Genomic DNA, 20,693 nt, shown 5'->3' with positions numbered 1-20,693 from the left:
TGAAATTTATCCAACTAGACACTTAACTAAAAACTCTCACGCAACCACTGACCAACACGCTGAAAATATCCACGCGTGCCCATCGATAAATGATTTCCTGCCGCCTGCATTGTTTTTTCTTCAAACCCCACCAATTGCGGATAAATTAACAACCCAACAGCAGATGTAAACGCCGCCCCTTTTGCAAGAGAAGGAAGCCTCGAAATACCTAAAGGCCGCCCGATACGAACATTTCTTCCTAATATAGTACGTGCCATTTCTGGCAATCCTGTTAACTGGCTTGCTCCCCCAGTCAAAATAACACGTTTACCAATGATATGACCAAAACCAGAACGATTTAAACAATCACGGACCATTTCTAAAATTTCTTCAACACGCGCACGAATGATACGCCCAAGAACCGCGCGAGGATATTGAGTTTCACGCTGATCACTCCCAATTTCTGCTACATTAATCATTTGCCGCTCATCAGCACTTGTTAAAAGTGCTGAACCATAAACAACTTTTAAACGTTCCGCCTCTGTTAAAGACATAGAAAATCCGCGCGCAACATCAAGAGTCACATGATGCCCCCCAACAGCAAGAGCATCCGCATGAATAAATTTCCCCTCAAAAAACACTGAAAATGTTGTTGTTCCACCACCAAAATCAATACATGCAGCCCCTAAACGCGCCTCATCATTCATCAAGACAGCAAGACCACTTGCAAAGGGAGTAGCAACCATTGCTTCAACACTCAAATGTGCACGATTAATACAAGTTTCTAAATTACGCAAAGAGGCTGTTTCTGCTGTTACCACATGCACGTCGACACCAAATGTTTCCCCTGCCATGCCAATAGGATCAAAAATTCCTTTATCTCCATCCAATACATAAGAAACTGGAACTGAGTGCATAACATGACGTTCAGCATCAAAGGCTTTACGCGAAACATCTGAAAAGGCCATACGCATATCACGCTTGGTGACTTCACGACCATTCAAATGGACCTTTCCATTAATCAAAGCACTTTGTAATCGACTTGAGGAAAAATTCACAATCACTGAATCCACCACCAAACCCGCCATTTTTTCTGCCGCATCAACAGCCAATCTTATGGATTGTTCTGCTGCAAACATATCCATGACAACACCAGATTTAATACCACGTGAACGCTGCACTCCAAAGCCTAGAATTTCCGTAGAATGTGTACGACCATGTAAATAGTGCGCATGCTTCAAAGGACGCAAACAAGCAATAAGACAAACAATCTTACTTGAACCGACATCAAGTACCGTTAAAAAACGTGTTTTACGCCCCTTAAAATGATGTGATCTGAGCAGCATCATAGGCTTCCTGCCTTTCGCGCTTTTAAAATACGTTCTTCTTCTGCTACAGTAGTATGATAACGCTCCAACGTTTCATCTGATAAAGAAACAGTAATTCGATCAGCAAGACGTAAATCAACACTGAGAATATCGCGAGATAAAAGATCTTGCATTGTACCGGACGAAAAAAGAGAAGAAAGCCTTTCAAGAGCACCATTTTCAGGCAACATAACGCGCATTCCATTATTCAAAACAAGATCCCAACGTCGATCACCTACCCGCACAAAAGCACGAATACGATCATATACTTCCGGATAGACTGACAGCGCTTGAATAAACACTTTAGCAGCATTTTGTGCACCCTGCCCAACCACAAGAGGTAAATCCCGAACAATTTCCCCTTTAAAAGGCACAATGACACGACCTGTATTATCAACAATATCCATTATGCCATCATGTTGCCAAATGGCATAGGGTTCACGCTCCACAATGGAAATGCGCATTCTATTGGGATAAATTTTCTGAACATTAGCCGATTGCACCCAAGCCTGTTTTTCCAAAAGAGAACGTGCTCTTTCAACATCAAAAGTGAATATAGAAGGCGCAACATCAAGTTTTAAAATTTTAAAAATATCCTGCTTTGCCAAGCGCTTATTACCGCTTATATCGACATGAGTGACCACAAAACTACTATCCAATATGATCGTATTTACGATCACAGCCATCTGACCACTTGATGAAAGTCCATAAAAAGCCGTAACAAAGAAAAACCATACAACAGCAAAAGAGCCGAAATGGCGTGGAATATGAATATTGACAAAAACAAACTCAAACATAAACCGGAGAAAACGACGATAAAGACGTGGCAAAGCCGGCACTGAAAGCACCTCCATCGGAACATTTGTTTTATTAACATTCAACGCATACATGATGCGTCCTCCACCATCCATTGAACAATATCGCCGTAAGTACGGCCGCTCGCTTTTGCAATATCAGGAAGAAGAGACGTCGATGTCATACCGGGTTGCGTATTAATTTCAAGCCAAACCAATTCTCCCGTTTTCTCATCAAAACGAAAATCAGAACGGCTAACACCTCGACACCCTATCGCCTGATGGGCTGCTAAAGACATTCTTTGCACACTTTGGTAAATATTTAGTGAAAGTTGTGCAGGACAAATGTGAAGAGAACCACCCGTTTTATATTTCGAGTCATAATCGTAGAATGGAAAGTGTTTATCGGGAAGAATTTCACACACATCCAGCACTTCATTCCCCAAAACAGCACAAGTCAATTCACGACCAGGAATATATTTTTCAATCATCACCTCATCAGCATACCCCCACTCAGCTCCCCCAATACTATGCGGCGGTGCTGCTTCATTTTCCTGGACAATGACAACACCAAAACTTGATCCTTCACACACAGGTTTAATTACATAAGGAGGCTCCATGGGATGCGTTTGTCCCAAAGCAAAGCGGCTCATGATACGAGAAGGAGCAACACAAACCCCAAAATTTTCAACGATAATTTTTGCACGTCCCTTATCCATTGCCAAAGCGGATGCCATCACACCAGAATGGGTATAAGGAATTTTTAAATATTCAAGAATCCCCTGGATCCGGCCATCTTCACCAAATGGACCATGCAATGCATTGAAGGCAATATCGGGCTGCAACTGTTCAAGAACAGAAGCAATATGAGCGTCAACATCCACGCGGCTCACGCGATACCCCTGCACCTCTAGAACATCAGCACACGCCGCCCCCGAAGATAAACTTATAGACCGTTCAGAAGAAAAACCTCCCATTAACACAGCTATATGTTTATCTTTCATAATAAATCACCCTCTTTCGCATACTATATATAGTCTATATAGAATACATCAGCACCACATACAGGAAAAACAAAGTTTATCCTTGCGAATCAATAACCTAGCATTTTGCATAATGAATCAGACTCAAAAGCCTGATGCAAGAGATTCTTTGTTAATTTATTGATTCTTAATAGAATTTTTTATTATCTCTTTGAAATGACTCAATTTTTTATTTTCACTTTTTTAGTGAACAATAAATCAATGAAATGGATCAAAAGGAGAAACACTTCGACCACGCTCAAATTGACCAATACGCTCTATTTCCCATTGTAAAAGGTGGGCTGAATTTGCAAAAACACGCGCACGCACTGTTTCTCCCAATGCTTCAAGATCATATCCTGTTGCTTGCCCTGTATTAATCATAAAATTACAGTGCATTTCACTCATTTGAGCGCCACCAATCTGTAAACCACGACACCCTGCTTCATCAATCACGCGCCACGCGGATGTATTCTCAGGATTTTTGAAAGTTGACCCCCCTGTTTTTTCGCGAATAGGTTGCACTGTTTCTCTGTGGAGGGCAACTTCATCCATAGCAGCACGAATATCATCTTTATTGCCGAGTCTTCCTTCTAATAAAGCAGCCGTAAAAATAAAATCTTTAGGAATATCACAATGGCGATAGGAATAATGCATATCTTTCACACTCAAGATATGACGTTGCCCTTTACGATCCAGCGCATAGACCTCGACAACACGCGCTGCAGTTTCAACACCATTCGCACCCGCGTTCATTTTGAGAGCTCCTCCAAGACCTCCAGGAATACCATGATAAAAATGAAAACCTGCAATCTCAGCTTCTAAAGCGGCAGCAGCTAAATGTTTATCCGCCGTACCAGCACCAACTAAAAAGCCTTTTGGAGAAACTTGCTTCACTTGCCCAAATTTTTTTGGCGAAAGACGAATCACAACACCAGGAACCCCCCCATCACGCACCAGAAGATTAGAACCAATACCGACAATTGTTACAGGAACAAATTCAGGCAAATTTTGAAGAAAGAGAGCCAAATCTTCTTCATCAACAGGCTGATAAAAAAGCTCTGCCAACCCGCCCGTGCGAAACCACGTTACCTTACGCATCTCAACATTAGGTGTAAGCTTTCCTCTCACGCCACCCAACAGTGGTTGCAATTGCGCCAATAGCGCCTCACCATCAATGTGCTGAAAATTTACCATGACCATCCAATACCGCTAATTGATGAGGCAACGCACAAGCCCATTGTGTGATATTGCCAGCACCAAGAAAAACAACATAATCCTCTGCCTGAGCAAATTTTGAGACAAGAGACACGACATCTTCCAGACTATGTATCAAGCGCACATCACGATGACCCGCCATTTTAATATGCTCTACCAATTCTTGAGAACCAAATCCTACAATAGGCTCTTCACCAGCCGCATAAACGGGCGTAATCAACACTGTATCTGCATCATTAAAACAAGCAGAAAAATCATCAAATAAATGATACAAACGTGAATACCGATGGGGTTGTGCAATCGCAATAACACGCCCTTTTGCACTCTCACGTGCTGCACGCAAAACAGCCTTTATTTCAACAGGATGATGTCCATAATCATCAAATATTTCAATGCCACGCCAATTTCCTGTTCGCGTAAAACGCCGTTTTACTCCGCCAAATTCTGCTAAGCCCCTTTTTATAGCTTCATTTGAAATGCCTAGTTCATGCGCAATAGCAATCGCCGCCGTTGCATTAGCAACATTATGCTGCCCTGCCATGGGCAAAAGCAAATTTTTCAACTCAATCTTTCTTCCTGTTTTGCGTGAGCGAACAAGAACATCAAAATGCGTTTTTTGACCATCCATCGAAAGATTAAGAAAACGAACATCCGCTTGTGGATTTGCACCATAAGTGATCACCCAACGATCATCAATACGGCCCGCCAATGACTGAACCTCTGGATGATCAAGACACAAAACAGCAAAACCATAAAAAGGAACATTTTCTACGAATTGCCGAAAAGCCTCACGCACAGCATCAAAACTTCCATAATGATCCAAATGCTCAGCGTCAATATTAGTAATAACAGCAATATCAGCAGGCAGCTTTAAAAATGTACCATCACTTTCATCAGCTTCAACAATCATCCAATCGCCATCTCCTGTACGAGAATTCGTACCATAAGCATTAATAATACCGCCATTAATCACCACTGGATCAAAATGACCAGCATCAAGAAGGGCTGCGACCATTGATGTGGTTGTTGTTTTACCATGTGTACCACCCACCGCAATTGCACGCCGAAACCGCATCAGCTCCGCCAGCATTTCTGCACGTCTGACAAGCGGCAAATGTCTTTCCTTTGCAGCAATATACTCAGGATTTGTTTTTTTAACGGCAGTAGAAAAAACAACAACCTCTGCATTCCCTAAGTTTTCAGCACAATGACCTATATGAACGTTAATTCCTTTTTTCCGCAAACGTTCAACATTTGCACTTTCAACTTGATCTGACCCTTGAACTTTATAGCCAAGATTATAAAAAACCTCCGCAATTCCACTCATACCGATCCCCCCGATTCCGATAAAATGGATAACGCCTATATCAAGTGGCATTTTCATTAAAAAGCTCCTCTTTTATATCTGACAACAATCGCCCTGCAATTAAGGACTCAGCCATATCAGCAAGGCAACGGGTTGCATGAGGTTGTCCAACTTTTTTTGCAGCAAGCGCTTGTTTTTCTAATAAATGGGGCGCACAACAAGCGTGCATTAAAAGAGAAAAAAGCTTTTGTGCATTTAAATCTTTTTCTGATACAATTTGCGCACCACCTACACGAGCAAGCAGAGCTGCATTGGCAGCCTGATCATGATCTAAAGCATGGGGATAGGGAACAAGCAAAGCAGGTCTACCAATCACCGCTATCTCACAAACGGACGAAGCCCCAGCGCGCGACAAAATAAAATGAGCATGTGCCATACGTTCAGCCATATCATCAAAGAAAGGAGCAACTTCTGCTTGTACGCCCATATCACGATAGATTTTGATCAACCTTCCTGCTTCACCGCGGACTTGCTGTACAATTCGTAAACGTTTACGGTTCTTATCATCAAATAAAGCAATAGCTTCTGGAACAATATGTGAAAAAGCAGAAGCCCCTTGGCTACCTCCAAAAATCAAAAAATTAAATGGCTTTTCTCCCTCTGAAGAATGATAAGGAATTTTGGCCGCCTTCAACACAGCCTCACGGACAGGATTCCCCGTCAAAAGTATTTTATGAGCATAAGCGCCTTTTGGTGACAACAAACCACCAGCGATTGCACGCACAAAAATTGCCAACACCCGATTGGCACGCCCCATAACAGCATTTTGTTCATGAATAAATGTTACACGCCTCGTTAAGGACGCAATAAAAAGAGGAGGAAAGCTCGGATACCCCCCAAATCCTCCAACAAGAACAGGACGTAATTTATAAAACAACGCCAACGATTGCCCCATCCCCCTTAGCAAAGACCAAAACGTCTTTATCAGAGCAAAAGGATGGCGTCGTGTAAATGTTGCCGATGAAACGATATGAATATGCCCTTCATCAAAGCACCGAACAAAAGGTCGTGCTCTTTCATCTGTTATTAAATGAACATCATATCCACGCTGCCTTAATTCAACAGAAAGGGCTTCAGCAGGAAAAAGATGTCCACCTGTACCACCAGCCACCAAAACAATAACTTTTTTATCATTCATAAGGGGTATCCAAGACAGAAGATGAAGAAAAAGCTGAAAGGCGCGCTTCTGGCCAACGACGTGTTAAACTGAGCAAAATGCCCATTGAAAACGCAATCGCCATCATCGAAGAACCACCATAAGAAATAAAAGGCAATGTCATGCCTTTTGGAGGAATTAAGTGAAGATTAACGGCCATATTAATCGCTGATTGAAAGCCAATCATCATTGCTATGCCAGTAATACCAAGACGTATAAAGGAATCACGTGTATTCATGGCTATATACAATGAACGCATAACGATAAAGCCAAAAAGCATCATAATTAATAAACAAAGAATAATACCATATTCTTCAGCAGCAACGGAAAATACAAAATCTGTATGGCTATCAGGAATGATACGTTTTACTGTTCCCTCCCCAGGGCCTTGCCCAAACCAACCACCATTCAAAATAGCCTCACGTCCTACATCCACTTGAAACGTATCCCCTTCACCTGTCAAAAAACCATTAATACGCTCGCGCACATGATGCAGAAAAAGATAAGCTAAAATAATTCCTACAACGCCTAAAATGAGAAAGAGAAAAATAATGGTAAGAGGTACACCAGCAATAAAAAATAGCCCCCCCCATGTTGCACTTATTAAAACTGTTTGTCCAATATCAGGCTGCAAAACCAGAAGCACACAACAAATGGCATAAAGTAGAATCGCTAACGTATAACCCAGAATTCCCCTCCTGCGTATCTGTTCTGAAAAAAGCCAAGCGGACATAACCACAAAAGCTGGCTTCATAAACTCTGAAGCCTGTACAGAAAAACCAAATAGTAGAATCCACCTCCGTGCTCCCTTTAATTCTGGACCCCAAAATAAGGTTGCAACCATAAGAGCAAGCGTTACAATGAGCAAAAGAGCACATAAACGACGAATATTAGAAAGCGAAAAAAAGGAAATGGTAACCATCGTAAAAAATGCTGAAATGCTAAAAATGATATGCCACCGAACAAAATAAAAACTATCAGCAATTCCGATTTTTTTTGCAATAATAGGGCTGGCAGCAAAAGACAGCATAATGCCAATTCCCATTAAAATTAAACAAGCTGCAAAGATAGAGCGATCAATCGTCCACCACCAATTAGCAATTGGATCTCTATCTGCACGCGTCACCATGATATCCACCTTATCCATTTTATAAATTATCTCAAAGTGATATGGTTCCCCAGCCTGTTTAACAAACACTTTAAAAACTAAATTACACAAAAAAAGATTCTGGAGTCTTAACGCAAAAATATTTTTTTATAACTGATGCTTTTTATTGTAACTGCATCACAAAAGAGACAAATGCTTCGCCTCGCATTTCATAATTTTTAAATTGGTCATAACTTGCACAAGCAGGTGACAAAAGAACCGTCACCTCTTTTTCCTTACAACCCATTGCGTCAACAGCTGCTTCACGCACCGCATTTTTCAAAGTTAAACTCATAGAAAAGGGAAAAGCAGATCCAATAGTGCGAGCAAATTCTTCTGCCGCGCTCCCAATCAAATAGGCTTTACGAATTTTAGGAAAAAATTCTCTAAGAGACTCTATCCCTCCCTTTTTTGCCTGTCCCCCAACAATCCAAAAAATATCATTAAAGGTGGAAAGCGCAGGAGCTGTTGCATCTGCATTAGTAGCCTTGCTGTCATTGATAAACAAAACCGCCCCCATTTTACGCACCTGCTGCATACGATGATCCAACCCTTTATAACTTGCTAAATGCTTGTTCACAGAAGGATCAGTTATTTTTAAAGCCTGCAATGTTGCTAATGCCATAAGGGCATTTTGCGCATTATGACTCCCACGTAACACCGCCATAGGAGCAAGATCTGCAAGCATATGGCGCTGTCCTTGACGAACAGAAAAGAGCTTGGTCCCATCTGCATAAAAACCATTTTCAACAAAATGATCCTTGGAAACTGCCTCAATTTGCTTCCCATCATGAAGTAACTGTTGATATAAAACCCGACAAGCTGCATCATCAACTGAAATGAAAGCCTGAGAAGCCTGAGCAATAAGATGCCTTTTGGTTTGCACATAACAGGCAAAACTCCCATGTCGATCAATATGATCAGGTGTTAAATTCAATAAAAGTCCAATGGTCGGCTGAAGAGAGGGAGTAAGATCAATTTGAAATGATGAACATTCAATCACATAGATACGTTTTTTAACAAATGGCTTAAGCGTCAATATTGCCTTTCCGATATTCCCCCCCACCTGCACATCATAACCCATTTTTTCCAACAAATGCGCAAGTAAAGCCGTTGTGGTTGACTTTCCATTCGTCCCCGTAATCGCAATGAAAGGAACATCTTGGTCACAAAAACCATAATGCTGTAAAAAATGCTGGCGCGCACGAACAAATAATTCAATATCACCGATAATTTCTATATTTTTTTTTCGTGCTTTTTCAACAACCCAATGGGGTTGAGGATAATTTAAAGGAACTCCAGGAGCTACAATCAATGCAACAAATTCTGACCAATCTTCATAACGGAGATCTCGCGTTGGAATATTGTGCCGAAAAGCCATCTGCACGCTTGAAGGACTATCATCCCACGCCACCACTTCTGCACCGCCACGCATCAATGCTTGTGCTGTTGCTAGTCCAGACTGTCCCAACCCAAACAGAGCAACTTTTTGACCTTTATAACACGTAACAGAAATCACATTCTCACCGCAATTTAAGTGTTGAAAGACCTATGAGAGCGAGAACAATTGAAATAATCCAAAAGCGTATCACGACTTGGCTTTCAGTCCAGCCTTTTTTCTCAAAATGATGATGTATCGGTGCCATAAGAAACACTCGTTTTCTTGTTAATTTGAAATAACCAACCTGAATAACGACTGAAAAAGCTTCCACAACAAAAAGCCCACCAATAAGAGCCAAAACAATTTCGTGCTTCGTAGCGACTGCAACAGTCCCTAATAATCCTCCAAGAGCCAACGAACCAGTATCTCCCATAAAAATAGCTGCAGGTGGTGCATTAAACCATAAAAAACCAAGCCCTGCCCCAACAACAGCTCCCAATAAAACAGCCAATTCACCTGCTCCCGATACATAATGGATTTGGAGATAATCAGCAAAATTCATATTACCAGAAAGATAAGCAATCAGAGCAAAAGATAAGGCTGCAACCATCACAGGAACAATAGCAAGGCCATCAAGTCCATCCGTCAAATTAACTGCATTACCCGTCGCGACAATAACAAAAGCAGAAAAAGGAATAAAAAACCAGCCCAAATTGATAAGATAATCTTTCAAAAAAGGCAAAGCGAATCCAGATGAGCCAATTTGTAGGATGACAAAAGCAGCAATTGCGGCAACACAAAACTCCAAACTTAACCGTGCTTTCCCAGAAAATCCTTTGTCTGTTTGTTTTGTGACCTTAAGATAATCGTCATAAAATCCAATTGCCCCAAAAGAAAGCATAACCAATAGCGATACCCAAAAATAAATATTCGATAAATTACACCACAAAAATGCCGATACCACAATACCGGTTAAAATCATCAATCCACCCATTGTAGGTGTTCCAGCCTTTTTAAAATGTGTTTGAGGACCATCCGCACGAATCGGTTGCCCCTTACCCTGCCGCAATTTAAGAGAAGCAATGATGCTAGGTCCAAACAAAAAGACGATGAGCCCCGAATTAAGCATAGCCGCTATCGTGCGAAAAGTAATATAACGAAATACATTCACACCTGGAAGCCAATCACTAAACGAAGAAAAAAACAGCATCATGGTACAAAAAACCTCTTAAAACTATGAAGAAACCGCTTTATAGCGGTCAAGCAATGCAGTCACAATATTTGATGAACAAAGGCTATTGGATGATTTAACCATAAGCAGATCCCCAGAAGAAATTTCTGCTAAAAGGAGAGATAAAATTTTCTCAATATTTTCAGCATAATGAACCTTAACACCAGCAGACAAATCACTGACTAAAGATTTCATCGCCTCACCAAATAGAAAAACCGGATTAGCACCGGAAAGACGTATTAGCTTTATTAAATCACGATGAAGCTTTTCACTATACTCGCCTAACTCTAGCATATCTCCTAAAATAGCAATTCGCCGCCCCTCTTCCCCGACTGGTCCTGTAGCAAGAAGCTCAAGCGCAGCACGCATAGAAGCAGGATTTGCATTATAGCTTTCATCAATGAGATAAAATTCACCCCCATTTGATAAAGACAGTCGATAACGAACACCTCGCCCCTTTTGAGAAGAAAAATAGCGAAAAGAAAGAAGAACAGGCTCTAACTCAACTCCCATAGCATCACAAGCAGCAATAACCCCTAAACTATTTTGCACAATATGGCGTCCTGGAGCACCAATTTGAACCTTCCTATCCCGCCCCCCAATACGCACAATCATAGAAGTACTATCAGTTAGAAGACGTATATCTCGCGCTTGATAATCAGCATCTTTAGTCTCACCAAAGCTTAAGATCTTCTTTACACCGCATTTCTTTGCTTTTTGAACGAGATAAGAAAAAAAATCACTATCCGCATTTAAAATGGCAATTCCTTTTTCATCTAATCCTTCAAAAATTTCAGCTTTTGCCTTTGCTATTTCTTCAAGATTTTTGAAAAAACCCATATGTCCTGCACAAATATGCGTAATGAGAGCAACATGCGGACAAACAAGTTTGACCAGAGGGCGAATCTCATCTCTATGATTCATGCCAATTTCAAAGATACCATAATCACTCTCCATAGGCATCCGCGCTAAAGTGAGTGGAACCCCCCAGCAATTGTTTAAAGAAGCGAGATTCGCATGAACATTCCCAACCGTTGCAAGTGCTTGTTTCAAAGCCTCTTTTGTCGTTGTTTTTCCCACCGATCCTGTTATCGCGATAATCTTAGCTCTTGAACGTTTGCGTGCAGCTTGTGCAAGTTTTTCTAAGGCTTGCAAAACATCAGGAACAACAATAAGTGGAGCCGATATCTTTTTCATATCCCTCAAACGGTGTTCCGCAACGATAAGAACGCCTGCACCTCGTTCATAAGCTTGCGCAGCAAAATCATGACCATCAAGATGATGCCCTTTAATGCAGAAAAAAACATCCCCTTCCGCAAGAGTACGGCTATCAATGGAAACCCCAGAAAAAGTTTCTGGCAGGCTTCCCATTACAACACCATTAACTGCAGCAACAAGTGCTTGCTTATCCCATAAAGTTGTCATTTCTTTCGGTCCTCTAAAGCTTCTATCGCTTTCAGACGATCTGAAAAAGGATAAGTTGTCTGCCCTATAATTTGGCCATCCTCATGACCTTTTCCAGCAATGATTAATGTATCACCAACTTTCAAAAGCTCCACCGCGTAAGAAATAGCCTCTCCACGATCTGCTATCTCTATTGCTGTTGGCACCGCCTGTAAAATATCCTTGCGTATTTTTTCTGGCATTTCTGTGCGAGGATTATCATCCGTTACAATAACAATATCCGCTTTATCCGCCGCAATTTTTCCCATCAAAGGTCTTTTTCCTTGATCACGATCTCCTCCACAACCAAAAACAACGATCAAACGCCCTTGCGTAAAGGGACGAACAGAAAGCAAAACCTGCTCCAAAGCTTCTGGTTTATGGGCATAATCAATATAAACAGGCGCATTATTTTCTGTCTTTCCCACAAATTCCAACCGCCCAGGTGCCCCCTGCAAAGTTTCAAGCGCAGAAAAAACCTTACGAGGTGAAACACCAGTTGCAATTGCTAACCCCGCTGCCATAAGCGCATTGGCTACCTGAAAATCTCCAGCCAAAGGCAAATCAAATGTATAAATATTATTTTCCACACGACACTCAATACACTGTTTTGAGCGTTGATGTTCAACACGATTAATCGTGATAAATTGCCCCTTACGACCAATTGTCAAGACACGGCGGCGTGCTTGTGTAACAACATCAATAACCTTTTGTGAATAAACATCATCAGCAAAAATCAAAGCAGGAGCAGATACAGGCAAAAGTGTATCAAACAACCTCATTTTAGCCCGCAAATAATCCTCTACCCCCGTGTGATAATCCATGTGATCTCGCCCTAAATTAGTAAAGGCACCAGCCGTTAAACGGACTCCATCAAGTCGTTCTTGATCAAGCCCATGCGAAGAAGCTTCAAGAGCTGCATGAGTCACACCTTCATGAGAAATTTCATAAAGAAGACGGTGCAAGACGACCGGATCAGGTGTTGTGAGAGAACCATAAACATTCCGTTTAGGAGAAACAACACCAACCGTTCCTATACTCGCAGCACAAAATCCAGCATAAGTCCAAATTTGCCGAAGAAAAGAGACAACAGATGTTTTACCACTTGTACCAGTCACAGCAACGACCGTTTCAGGCTGAGAACCGTAAAAACGTGCAGCTGCCAACGCTAAACTATGACGAACATTAGAAACACGTAAAATGGGAACAGATAAATCCTCAAGAACAGCATGACAGTCTGTAACGATTGCTCGTGCGCCACGCTTTATCGCATCATCTATATAGTGTCTTCCATCACTTTTTTTCCCTTGAACAGCGACAAAAACATAGCCCGGCAAAACTTGCCGAGAATCCACACTTATTCCTGTTATTTCTATTGAAGAAAGACTTTCATCTTCAACACATTCTGTAAAAACTGTTCCAAACAACATAACGATGCACCTTTGTATTTATTTTACTGTTGTTTAACGAAACTTGAATTGCTCTTTTTACTTAAAAGAAGCTCATATTCTTTTTTAAAATCGGGTTTTACACCAAGAAAACTAGCTGTGCGACGAATAATATTAGCAAGCATTGGTCCAGCATTCATTCCCGCTGTTGCTGAACGCTGTCCCTCTGCAGGCTTTGGTTCATCAATAATTGTTAAAACAACATAAGCAGGATCTTCAATAGGAAAAGCAGCAAGAAAACTATTGAAATTTTTTGTTTTAGAATATTTTCCATTTTCAACTTTTTCAGCTGTTCCTGTCTTACCACCTACACGATAGCCTTCTACTTTTGCATTACGTCCAGAACCAATATCACTATTTAATTGATAAAGGTAACGCATATTTTGACTTGTTTTAGCCTGCAAAACTCGTTTTGCATGGTGCAGAGTTTGTTCTTTTGTCCGTTTTAAAAATGTCGGAGCAATTAACCAACCACCATTCATTAAAGCAGCAGCCCCGACAGCTGTTTGCAAGGGTGTTGTTGCCATACCATGCCCAAAAGAAATCGTCATAGAATGGATATCCTTCCAATGATGTGGTACAATAGGGTGGGCAACTTCAGGCAACTCTGTTGTGAGACGATCCAGTAATCCAAGTTTTTGCAAAAAACCACGATGTTTATCAATCCCTATCGCCAATGCCTCTTTAGCAGAACCAATATTAGAAGAATAAATAAAAACCTCCCATAACGTTAAGGGTCGATTTTTTCCATGAAAATCATGAATAGTATACCCACTACTTGTTTTTATTGGCTTTGAAGCATCAATAATACTGTTTAAATAAAAAATATTGGAATCAAGTGCCATGGCTGTCGTAAAACTTTTAATAATTGATCCCATTTCAAAAGCTCCTGCCGTCATCCGATTGAGACGATCACTTTTTAAAGCTTCGATAGGATTTCCAGGATCAAAATCTGGTAGTGATGCCAAAGCCAAAACTTCCCCCGTATGTATATTTAAAATAACAGCTCCTGCAGCAATTGCCTTATAACGCTTCATAGCCTGAATAAGTTCATCATGAACAATTGCCTGAACACGCACATCAATCGAAAGCTGAACTTGTTTTAATGATTCTTCCATGGCAAGACCAGCGGCACGCAAAGCACTCAACCCCGCATCATCAATATATTTTTCCATACCTGCAATGCCCTGATTATCAACATTCACCATACCGAGAATATGGGAAGTTACAGGTCCATCAGGATAAAAGCGACGAATTTCAGTCCGAAAACCAATTCCTGGTATACCAAGAGCCATAATTTGCGTCTTCTGCATTGGTGTTAACCCCCGCTGTATCCAAGAAAAACTAGATTTTCTTTTTAAGCGCTTATAGGTTTCCTGCCAATTAAGATCAGGCAAAACTGTTGAGAGCAATTCAATTGTTTCATCCACATCAATAATACGTCGTGGCTCAGCAAAAAGTGAATAAGTTTTAATATCTGTTGCCAATAAACGACCATTACGATCAACGATATCAGGCCGTGCCATCAATTGAAGAACTCCTGGCCCTTTTGCTTCTTCAATCTGTCCACCTTCCAACCCATAAGAAATAAGGCAAGCCCCCATGATGCCATATAAAATTAAAAAGCAGAACAACGAAAAAAGCAAACGTGGACGACTAGAATAGGGACGACGAACAGAAACATTATGATTATTCAACGAATTCTTTAAGCGCTTTTTCTTCTGTGAGAATAAAAAAGTCGATTTCATTACTGCGCGCCTTTTTGGACAACACTATTGATCTGAGAAGCCCGATTATTTGTCAAAATATTTTGATTATCTTCCAAGATATTTTGTTTAATCACTTCTTCAATTTGATCATGTACCCATACCGGAATGTCTTTAAACTCCACGATTTGACGGGGCTGTATAACCTCTAACCCAAGTTCTTTCTGATAACGTTTCGCAAGTTTTTGCATGCGTGAAGGACTTATCATCACAGCCCACTCAGCATGAAGCAAACTTACCGTATTTTTTGCTGCAGCAATTTCATGCTCAAGATGAAGAACTTCGTTCATTCGTTTTTGAACATCATATTTTACCTTATAAGTAAGTCCTGCCATACAAATCATAATCAACACTAAAATCATATCAAATGTACGAAAAACTGTCATTTTTTGCTGCCTTCAAAACTGGCAATCTCTGCTAAACCAAATAATTTCATATCTGCTGCAAGAGCCTCTGCTTCAGTCCGTACACCAATACGCAACCTCGCAGAACGTGAACGAGGATTTTTCTGTAACTCCTCTTTAGTTGCCGTGATCCCACCTCTAAACAAAGGAAAAAATGTTGCTGGAGCAGCCTTTATTTCTGGCAGATAGCGTGATCTCATACATTCTCCAGAACGAGCCGAAAAAAATCTTTTGACCATACGATCTTCAAGAGAATGAAAACTGACAACCCCCAAACGGCCTCCAGCTTTTAAAACGCGTTCAGCAGCAAATAAACCACATGCCAATTCACCAATTTCATCATTAACATAGATACGAAGAGCCTGAAATACACGTGTTGCCGGATGAATACGATCTCCCGGTTTACGTCCTATCAACGTTTCGATAGCATCCGCCAAATCACCTGTACGCAAAAAAGGCTGCACAACACGACGCTTTTCAATCATCCGTGCAATTCGCCCCGCATAACGCTCTTCCCCTAATATCTTAAAAATACGTGCCAAATCCCTTGCTTTTAAATGATTGACAACATCGCTGGCTGTAAAACCAGTCTGAGCCATTCGCATATCCAATGGACCATCTTTTTGAAAAGAAAAACCTCTTTCTGCTTCATCAAGCTGCATTGAAGAGACACCAATATCCAAAATAACTGCATCCACCTTCTCTTCAACGACACGATCGAGCTGTGAAAACGCCATATGGACCAAACGAAGGCGTGGAAAAAATTCTTCAACAAGCGATTGTCCTGCACTTATAGCATGAGGATCACGATCAAGAGCAATCACCTGTGCCCCTGCCTTTAACAAAGCGCGCGTGTAACCACCAGCACCAAAGGTGCCATCAATCACTTTTGCTCCAACCAATGGCATAAGCCCAGCCAAAACTGGCTGTAACAACACTGGAATATGGCGTTCAGCTCTTTGATCCTGCTTTATCAAAATAATCCGTCTTGAAGTTAGGCTGTCTTAAATCAACAGCTCTCTCATGGCAACTGATCTTAGAATAACCTGGCCTTCAACTTTCACATTAATCACAATGAACGAAAAAACTAAAGTTATCCCAAAACAGATCCTAACGCATTATACTTAAAGAAATGTTATAATTTTTTAAAACACTCTTTGCTCAAGTGTCCATTTCAAACACATAGACTCCATAAAAGACCATATATAATTGATCTTATAAAATATCGCGTATCATCATGAAATATCAGTCGGCCTATAAGCCGGGTTCTGTAGAGTAAAGCTTACACTTTACATGGCAACCATTCATCTGGGACGGATGTTACCATCCGCCTCGTGCAACCTACCCGAATGACTCGCCCGGAAATCGGCTGCAAATTAAATTTTGCACGTCATTTCTATTTGGTCTTGCTCCCGGTGGGGTTTACCTTGCCACATTCATTACTGAATGCGCGGTGGGCTCTTACTCCACCCTTTCACCCTTACCTATAAAAATAGGCGGTTTACTTTCTGTGGCACTTTCCCTAGGGTCACCCCTGCCGGGTGTTACCCGGCACCGTCTTTCCATGGAGCCCGGACTTTCCTCACCTGCCGTATTTCAGTATCAGACAAGCGCGGCTGCCCAGCCGACTGACATACTAATTTATAAAACATTTTCTGCTCCGTGAAAATAGCATCTTAAAATATTTTATGACAAACCTCTCTCAACAGATGTTTTTATTTTAATGAAGCCAGATAAGTCTTTACTTTTGCGCAATATTTCGCTGAAATAGAATTCATTTTTTTTGCAGCATGGCCTGCATTATATTTAAGGATTGTACCACATGTACTTCCACCACTGAGTTTATAGGCCCGTGCCAAATAACGCATACCATATTCAAGATTGGTCGCAGGATCATACAAATCCTGTACAGAACCACTAAAGCCCAACCCTCGTGCCGTAGAGGGTTTAATTTGCATCAAACCTATTTCGCCAGCAGCCCCCTTTATACCTGCCTTATAATTACTTTCAACTTTTACAACAGCATGTGCTAAATTAACGGGAACATTATATTTATTCGCAAGTTTCTGAATAAGAAACTCATAAGGACGATCAGGAATCTTAGAAGCAACAATCACTGAGGATTCTCCTGATTCCGCAACATTTAAGACACTATGAGTCCAACTTACATCAAATACAAAAAATACAGCACACGCTGTATTTAACAAGATTTTCAAAAATTGCATTTTCTTTCTCTTTACTCAAACATTCTCAAATTCTAGCTGCAAATAATTTGCAAACGTATTGTACAAAAAAAGAAAGCAAAAGAACGGCTTGAAAAAGGAAATAGTAAGAAAATTTCAAGATAAAATTCTGCAACAAAAGAAAATCTCTTTATGCACAAATTATAGATTTATCTATATCATAAAGTAAAAAAAATAAAGAGACTATAATTAATCTTATATCGTATTAAATAAAATGATATAATTTGTAAATTTCTGCTATCACTATTGTATCACTCAATTTTTATATTAAAAAAATAGCATCTTAAAGAGAGACAAGAACATCTTTTTACCGAAGATCCTCAATATCAAAAAAGTTTCACAAAAAATATAAACTGTTATCAACACTTCTCTCTGGTTAATAAACACCCACAGCACTCTTTATGTCCGATAAAACCCCAACAAATCATAAAACAAATCCCCGCTCCCATCATTGCGCATAAAAAATTCATAAATATACTAAAACCATCATACTCTTTATCAATTCAAAATATTGCAACAGACTTTTAGCTCTCAAGATGCCTCAAAGAAGCTTTTTACTTCTTTTTTTGAAAGAGCTTTTATCCACACAAGCCTCTCACTTGTAGTGCACAAGAAAGTGATTTTGATTTTTTCACCATGAATAAATTTAAAACGAGAGAATTTTGCAATTCTTAAGATTCTCACTTAATATGAAAATGACAAATTATCATTATAAAACAATATGCTAAAAAAGCTATATCCGTCTTTATCTCTACAACAAAGCTTAACAATTACTTTTGTCTGTTTTTTTGAAAAATGTTAGGAAACTCAATACCCCCAAAGCCTTTTAAATAAAAATAAACCCTCATCTTCATTCAAATATTTTTTCTTTGTCACAGACTACCATCTTATCAGCCTTGCACCTCATTTTCAGAAATCATACAAGTGGATAAATATCCTAAAATCCGTAGAACAAAGAAAGCTTAAATCCTTTAAAAAATTTTTATTTTCTCATATCAAATAAAAAAATAACCGGCATATAAAACACGGTTAACGTGTTTTTTTATAGTCAATACTGCTTTTGTCATTGTAGCGATTGATAATGCAATTAACTTGGACCAATACCCTTGATAGACTTTCTATCACTCCTGTAATGATTGCAACATTACCCTTATACTCCAATTGCTTACCTTTTGAGAGATAAATTTTGTTAATACCTTACAAATTAATTATCTCCTCGCACTTTTCAAGACTTCACGAAAAGCTCTTGCTCCTTAAAATAAAACCCAAAAGCGCGATTAAAAAAATAGCTAAAAATAAGCATTAGCAATGGAAGGACGAGAAATCGCTTTTGAAAGAGCCATAGCAACAGTTTCACCAGATTTGTGAGCCTGCTCACGACTCTGACCACTTTTAAAAGCAAGCGCAATTACATCACGACGCAGCTGCGCAATAAACACCTCTTGCTGTTGAGGACTCATCTTAGAAAGATGCTTGATAATATCTGGAAAAGATACAGACAATCTCTCTAACAACTCCTCCTCTGTTACATCAAGCTTCTGAGAAGAAAAAGAAGAGCGACCGGAAAAAAACTGATAAACAGCACTACTTTGAGAAGCAAAAAAGACAGCGCCAAAAATAAAAAATACAAATAAAATAAAAACAATACGACGCGAAAAAGATTCCATTATCTCTTACCTAAAGATCATAGAACACAAACATAGATTCCTTTTATGATTCTCCTTATAGCATTCAACGATGCCTCAATAAAGAAAAATCAAATTATTGAAAATGAATACGCTAACACTATCCGCCCAACAAAAACTGCCCCTCTATGTATTTAGGTAGTATAGGCGAAACAATAACAGATCTTACACTTCCCCCTAATAACACGCTACAACATCCCCCAAAAAAATTATAAAAAGCCTGACTGAGGAAATCCTCAGTCAGGCCAGACAATCTAGGGGATCCACGCGGGGGGGGGGGAGGAGGTTCCCCGATCGTCCTCTCACATCAACCACTAAGATAGCCGATGCAATATTCTTGCTATGGAATAAAATTCTTTAAACAACAAGAAATTCTTATCATCTTCTACGCAAAAAAACATATAAAGAGTTATAAATTGTTTAAAAATGTTTAAATTTAGGCAAAAAAAGTTTAAAATGACCCAATTTGAAGCAATTTTATTTCAAGAAGCATCAATTGGAATCTACGATCATTATAACTTTTAAATAGTTTCTTTCATAACTCTGATAATCATAATCAAAAAAAACCGTAATTTCTACGTATCCACCCTATAAAAATCAAACTATATAAAAGTAGAATCACTTTTCCAACAGCAATCACCACAAAAATAAAAATGTAGATTTTTAAAATCTTATCTATCTTCATAAAAAATTCTGTAAATGATTATTAAAATATTGTCGCATCTCTCATGTAACAATCAATGAAGAATTTAAACAGCTTAATTTTATGAAAAAATGAGAACTCTGAAGGTATTTGTTTCGAATCACGTCCTATAATCATTCCAAATAACGATAAACTATTTTACAATAACCAACAGGCTCTAACGCATTTTAACATAACAAACCGAGATCAATGCAGACCGTTTCTCTTAATCTCTATCATTTAAATGATCCCGTAAAATAATACACACAGTAGTTTCTATGCTCAAAAATTGTTATAGTCTGTTCTTCTAACGTAAATAATGCATTGATTTACAATCATAACTCATCATTTTACAACTTAC

At 39.7% G+C, this 20,693-nt stretch carries 16 protein-coding genes and 1 other RNA gene; all 17 read right to left on the bottom strand.

Going from position 1 to position 20,693, the window contains the following annotated elements; translation table 11 throughout:
• Nucleotides 1-26 precede the first annotated feature (26 nt).
• The 17 genes from ftsA to ACFIK2_RS03195 all read right to left on the bottom strand — a co-directional run bounded on the left by ftsA (nt 27) and on the right by ACFIK2_RS03195 (nt 19,632).
• Entirely contained in the window at nt 27-1,328 is a 1,302-nt protein-coding gene (gene ftsA / locus ACFIK2_RS03275) for a cell division protein FtsA (protein ID WP_375676880.1), read from the bottom strand.
• Nucleotides 1,325-2,236 carry a cell division protein FtsQ/DivIB gene (locus tag ACFIK2_RS03270; RefSeq protein WP_375618227.1) on the bottom strand — a complete coding sequence of 304 codons (912 nt, stop codon included), beginning with the start codon at nt 2,234-2,236 and terminating at the stop codon, nt 1,325-1,327. The genes ftsA and ACFIK2_RS03270 overlap by 4 nt, the downstream gene beginning before the upstream one ends.
• Nucleotides 2,224-3,144, bottom strand: coding sequence for a D-alanine--D-alanine ligase (locus ACFIK2_RS03265; RefSeq protein ID WP_375662083.1), 921 nt, complete (start codon nt 3,142-3,144; stop codon nt 2,224-2,226). Before ACFIK2_RS03265 ends, ACFIK2_RS03270 begins: the two co-directional genes overlap by 13 nt.
• 237 nt (nt 3,145-3,381) lie before the next feature.
• Nucleotides 3,382-4,359 (bottom strand): UDP-N-acetylmuramate dehydrogenase, encoded by a 978-nt coding sequence (gene murB / locus ACFIK2_RS03260; RefSeq protein WP_375634623.1) that lies wholly within the window; start codon nt 4,357-4,359, stop codon nt 3,382-3,384.
• The gene (gene murC, locus ACFIK2_RS03255; protein WP_375634624.1) at nt 4,337-5,764 is read right to left on the bottom strand and encodes a UDP-N-acetylmuramate--L-alanine ligase; all 1,428 of its coding nucleotides are present in this window, start codon (nt 5,762-5,764) and stop codon (nt 4,337-4,339) included. The genes murB and murC overlap by 23 nt, the downstream gene beginning before the upstream one ends.
• Nucleotides 5,748-6,884 carry an undecaprenyldiphospho-muramoylpentapeptide beta-N-acetylglucosaminyltransferase gene (murG, locus tag ACFIK2_RS03250; RefSeq protein WP_375632997.1) on the bottom strand — a complete coding sequence of 379 codons (1,137 nt, stop codon included), beginning with the start codon at nt 6,882-6,884 and terminating at the stop codon, nt 5,748-5,750. Before murG ends, murC begins: the two co-directional genes overlap by 17 nt.
• A complete protein-coding gene (locus ACFIK2_RS03245; RefSeq protein ID WP_375632999.1) occupies nt 6,877-8,031 on the bottom strand; it encodes an FtsW/RodA/SpoVE family cell cycle protein in 1,155 nt (384 codons plus the stop codon). The genes murG and ACFIK2_RS03245 overlap by 8 nt, the downstream gene beginning before the upstream one ends.
• A gap of 142 nt (nt 8,032-8,173) precedes the next feature.
• Nucleotides 8,174-9,568 carry a UDP-N-acetylmuramoyl-L-alanine--D-glutamate ligase gene (gene murD / locus ACFIK2_RS03240; RefSeq protein WP_375633001.1) on the bottom strand — a complete coding sequence of 465 codons (1,395 nt, stop codon included), beginning with the start codon at nt 9,566-9,568 and terminating at the stop codon, nt 8,174-8,176.
• Between the two features lie 4 nt (nt 9,569-9,572).
• The gene (gene mraY, locus ACFIK2_RS03235; protein WP_375633003.1) at nt 9,573-10,643 is read right to left on the bottom strand and encodes a phospho-N-acetylmuramoyl-pentapeptide-transferase; all 1,071 of its coding nucleotides are present in this window, start codon (nt 10,641-10,643) and stop codon (nt 9,573-9,575) included.
• A 21-nt stretch (nt 10,644-10,664) separates the two neighbouring features.
• A complete protein-coding gene (murF, locus tag ACFIK2_RS03230; protein ID WP_375655107.1) occupies nt 10,665-12,086 on the bottom strand; it encodes a UDP-N-acetylmuramoyl-tripeptide--D-alanyl-D-alanine ligase in 1,422 nt (473 codons plus the stop codon).
• Nucleotides 12,083-13,534 carry a UDP-N-acetylmuramoyl-L-alanyl-D-glutamate--2,6-diaminopimelate ligase gene (locus ACFIK2_RS03225; protein ID WP_375634626.1) on the bottom strand — a complete coding sequence of 484 codons (1,452 nt, stop codon included), beginning with the start codon at nt 13,532-13,534 and terminating at the stop codon, nt 12,083-12,085. Before ACFIK2_RS03225 ends, murF begins: the two co-directional genes overlap by 4 nt.
• A gap of 23 nt (nt 13,535-13,557) precedes the next feature.
• A complete protein-coding gene (locus ACFIK2_RS03220; protein ID WP_375634627.1) occupies nt 13,558-15,300 on the bottom strand; it encodes a peptidoglycan D,D-transpeptidase FtsI family protein in 1,743 nt (580 codons plus the stop codon).
• Entirely contained in the window at nt 15,300-15,704 is a 405-nt protein-coding gene (locus tag ACFIK2_RS03215; protein WP_375634628.1) for a hypothetical protein, read from the bottom strand. The genes ACFIK2_RS03220 and ACFIK2_RS03215 overlap by 1 nt, the downstream gene beginning before the upstream one ends.
• Nucleotides 15,701-16,699, bottom strand: coding sequence for a 16S rRNA (cytosine(1402)-N(4))-methyltransferase RsmH (gene rsmH / locus ACFIK2_RS03210; protein ID WP_375642927.1), 999 nt, complete (start codon nt 16,697-16,699; stop codon nt 15,701-15,703). The genes ACFIK2_RS03215 and rsmH overlap by 4 nt, the downstream gene beginning before the upstream one ends.
• A gap of 264 nt (nt 16,700-16,963) precedes the next feature.
• Nucleotides 16,964-17,354: RNase P RNA component class A (rnpB, locus tag ACFIK2_RS03205), an RNA gene on the bottom strand.
• 83 nt (nt 17,355-17,437) lie between these two features.
• A complete protein-coding gene (locus ACFIK2_RS03200) occupies nt 17,438-17,947 on the bottom strand; it encodes a lytic transglycosylase domain-containing protein (RefSeq protein WP_375633015.1) in 510 nt (169 codons plus the stop codon).
• A 1,307-nt stretch (nt 17,948-19,254) separates the two neighbouring features.
• Nucleotides 19,255-19,632, bottom strand: coding sequence for a hypothetical protein (locus ACFIK2_RS03195; protein WP_375618214.1), 378 nt, complete (start codon nt 19,630-19,632; stop codon nt 19,255-19,257).
• Nucleotides 19,633-20,693: the final 1,061 nt, after the last annotated feature.

The organism is Bartonella sp. AP88XZML (assembly GCF_042195565.1).
Taxonomy (GTDB): domain Bacteria; phylum Pseudomonadota; class Alphaproteobacteria; order Rhizobiales; family Rhizobiaceae; genus Bartonella.
This window is presented reverse-complemented; position numbering and strand designations above follow the sequence as displayed.

What these genes read in the sequence shown, in the direction of transcription:
- ftsA (WP_375676880.1), bottom strand. Translation starts at nt 1,328, where the DNA reads ATGATGCTGCTCAGATCACATCATTTTAAGGGGCGTAAAACACGTTTT.
- ACFIK2_RS03270 (WP_375618227.1), bottom strand. Translation starts at nt 2,236, where the DNA reads ATGTATGCGTTGAATGTTAATAAAACAAATGTTCCGATGGAGGTGCTT.
- ACFIK2_RS03265 (WP_375662083.1), bottom strand. Translation starts at nt 3,144, where the DNA reads ATGAAAGATAAACATATAGCTGTGTTAATGGGAGGTTTTTCTTCTGAA.
- murB (WP_375634623.1), bottom strand. Translation starts at nt 4,359, where the DNA reads ATGGTAAATTTTCAGCACATTGATGGTGAGGCGCTATTGGCGCAATTG.
- murC (WP_375634624.1), bottom strand. Translation starts at nt 5,764, where the DNA reads ATGAAAATGCCACTTGATATAGGCGTTATCCATTTTATCGGAATCGGG.
- murG (WP_375632997.1), bottom strand. Translation starts at nt 6,884, where the DNA reads ATGAATGATAAAAAAGTTATTGTTTTGGTGGCTGGTGGTACAGGTGGA.
- ACFIK2_RS03245 (WP_375632999.1), bottom strand. Translation starts at nt 8,031, where the DNA reads ATGGTGACGCGTGCAGATAGAGATCCAATTGCTAATTGGTGGTGGACG.
- mraY (WP_375633003.1), bottom strand. Translation starts at nt 10,643, where the DNA reads ATGATGCTGTTTTTTTCTTCGTTTAGTGATTGGCTTCCAGGTGTGAAT.
- murF (WP_375655107.1), bottom strand. Translation starts at nt 12,086, where the DNA reads ATGACAACTTTATGGGATAAGCAAGCACTTGTTGCTGCAGTTAATGGT.
- ACFIK2_RS03225 (WP_375634626.1), bottom strand. Translation starts at nt 13,534, where the DNA reads ATGTTGTTTGGAACAGTTTTTACAGAATGTGTTGAAGATGAAAGTCTT.
- ACFIK2_RS03220 (WP_375634627.1), bottom strand. Translation starts at nt 15,300, where the DNA reads ATGAAATCGACTTTTTTATTCTCACAGAAGAAAAAGCGCTTAAAGAAT.
- ACFIK2_RS03215 (WP_375634628.1), bottom strand. Translation starts at nt 15,704, where the DNA reads ATGACAGTTTTTCGTACATTTGATATGATTTTAGTGTTGATTATGATT.
- ACFIK2_RS03200 (WP_375633015.1), bottom strand. Translation starts at nt 17,947, where the DNA reads ATGCAATTTTTGAAAATCTTGTTAAATACAGCGTGTGCTGTATTTTTT.
- ACFIK2_RS03195 (WP_375618214.1), bottom strand. Translation starts at nt 19,632, where the DNA reads ATGGAATCTTTTTCGCGTCGTATTGTTTTTATTTTATTTGTATTTTTT.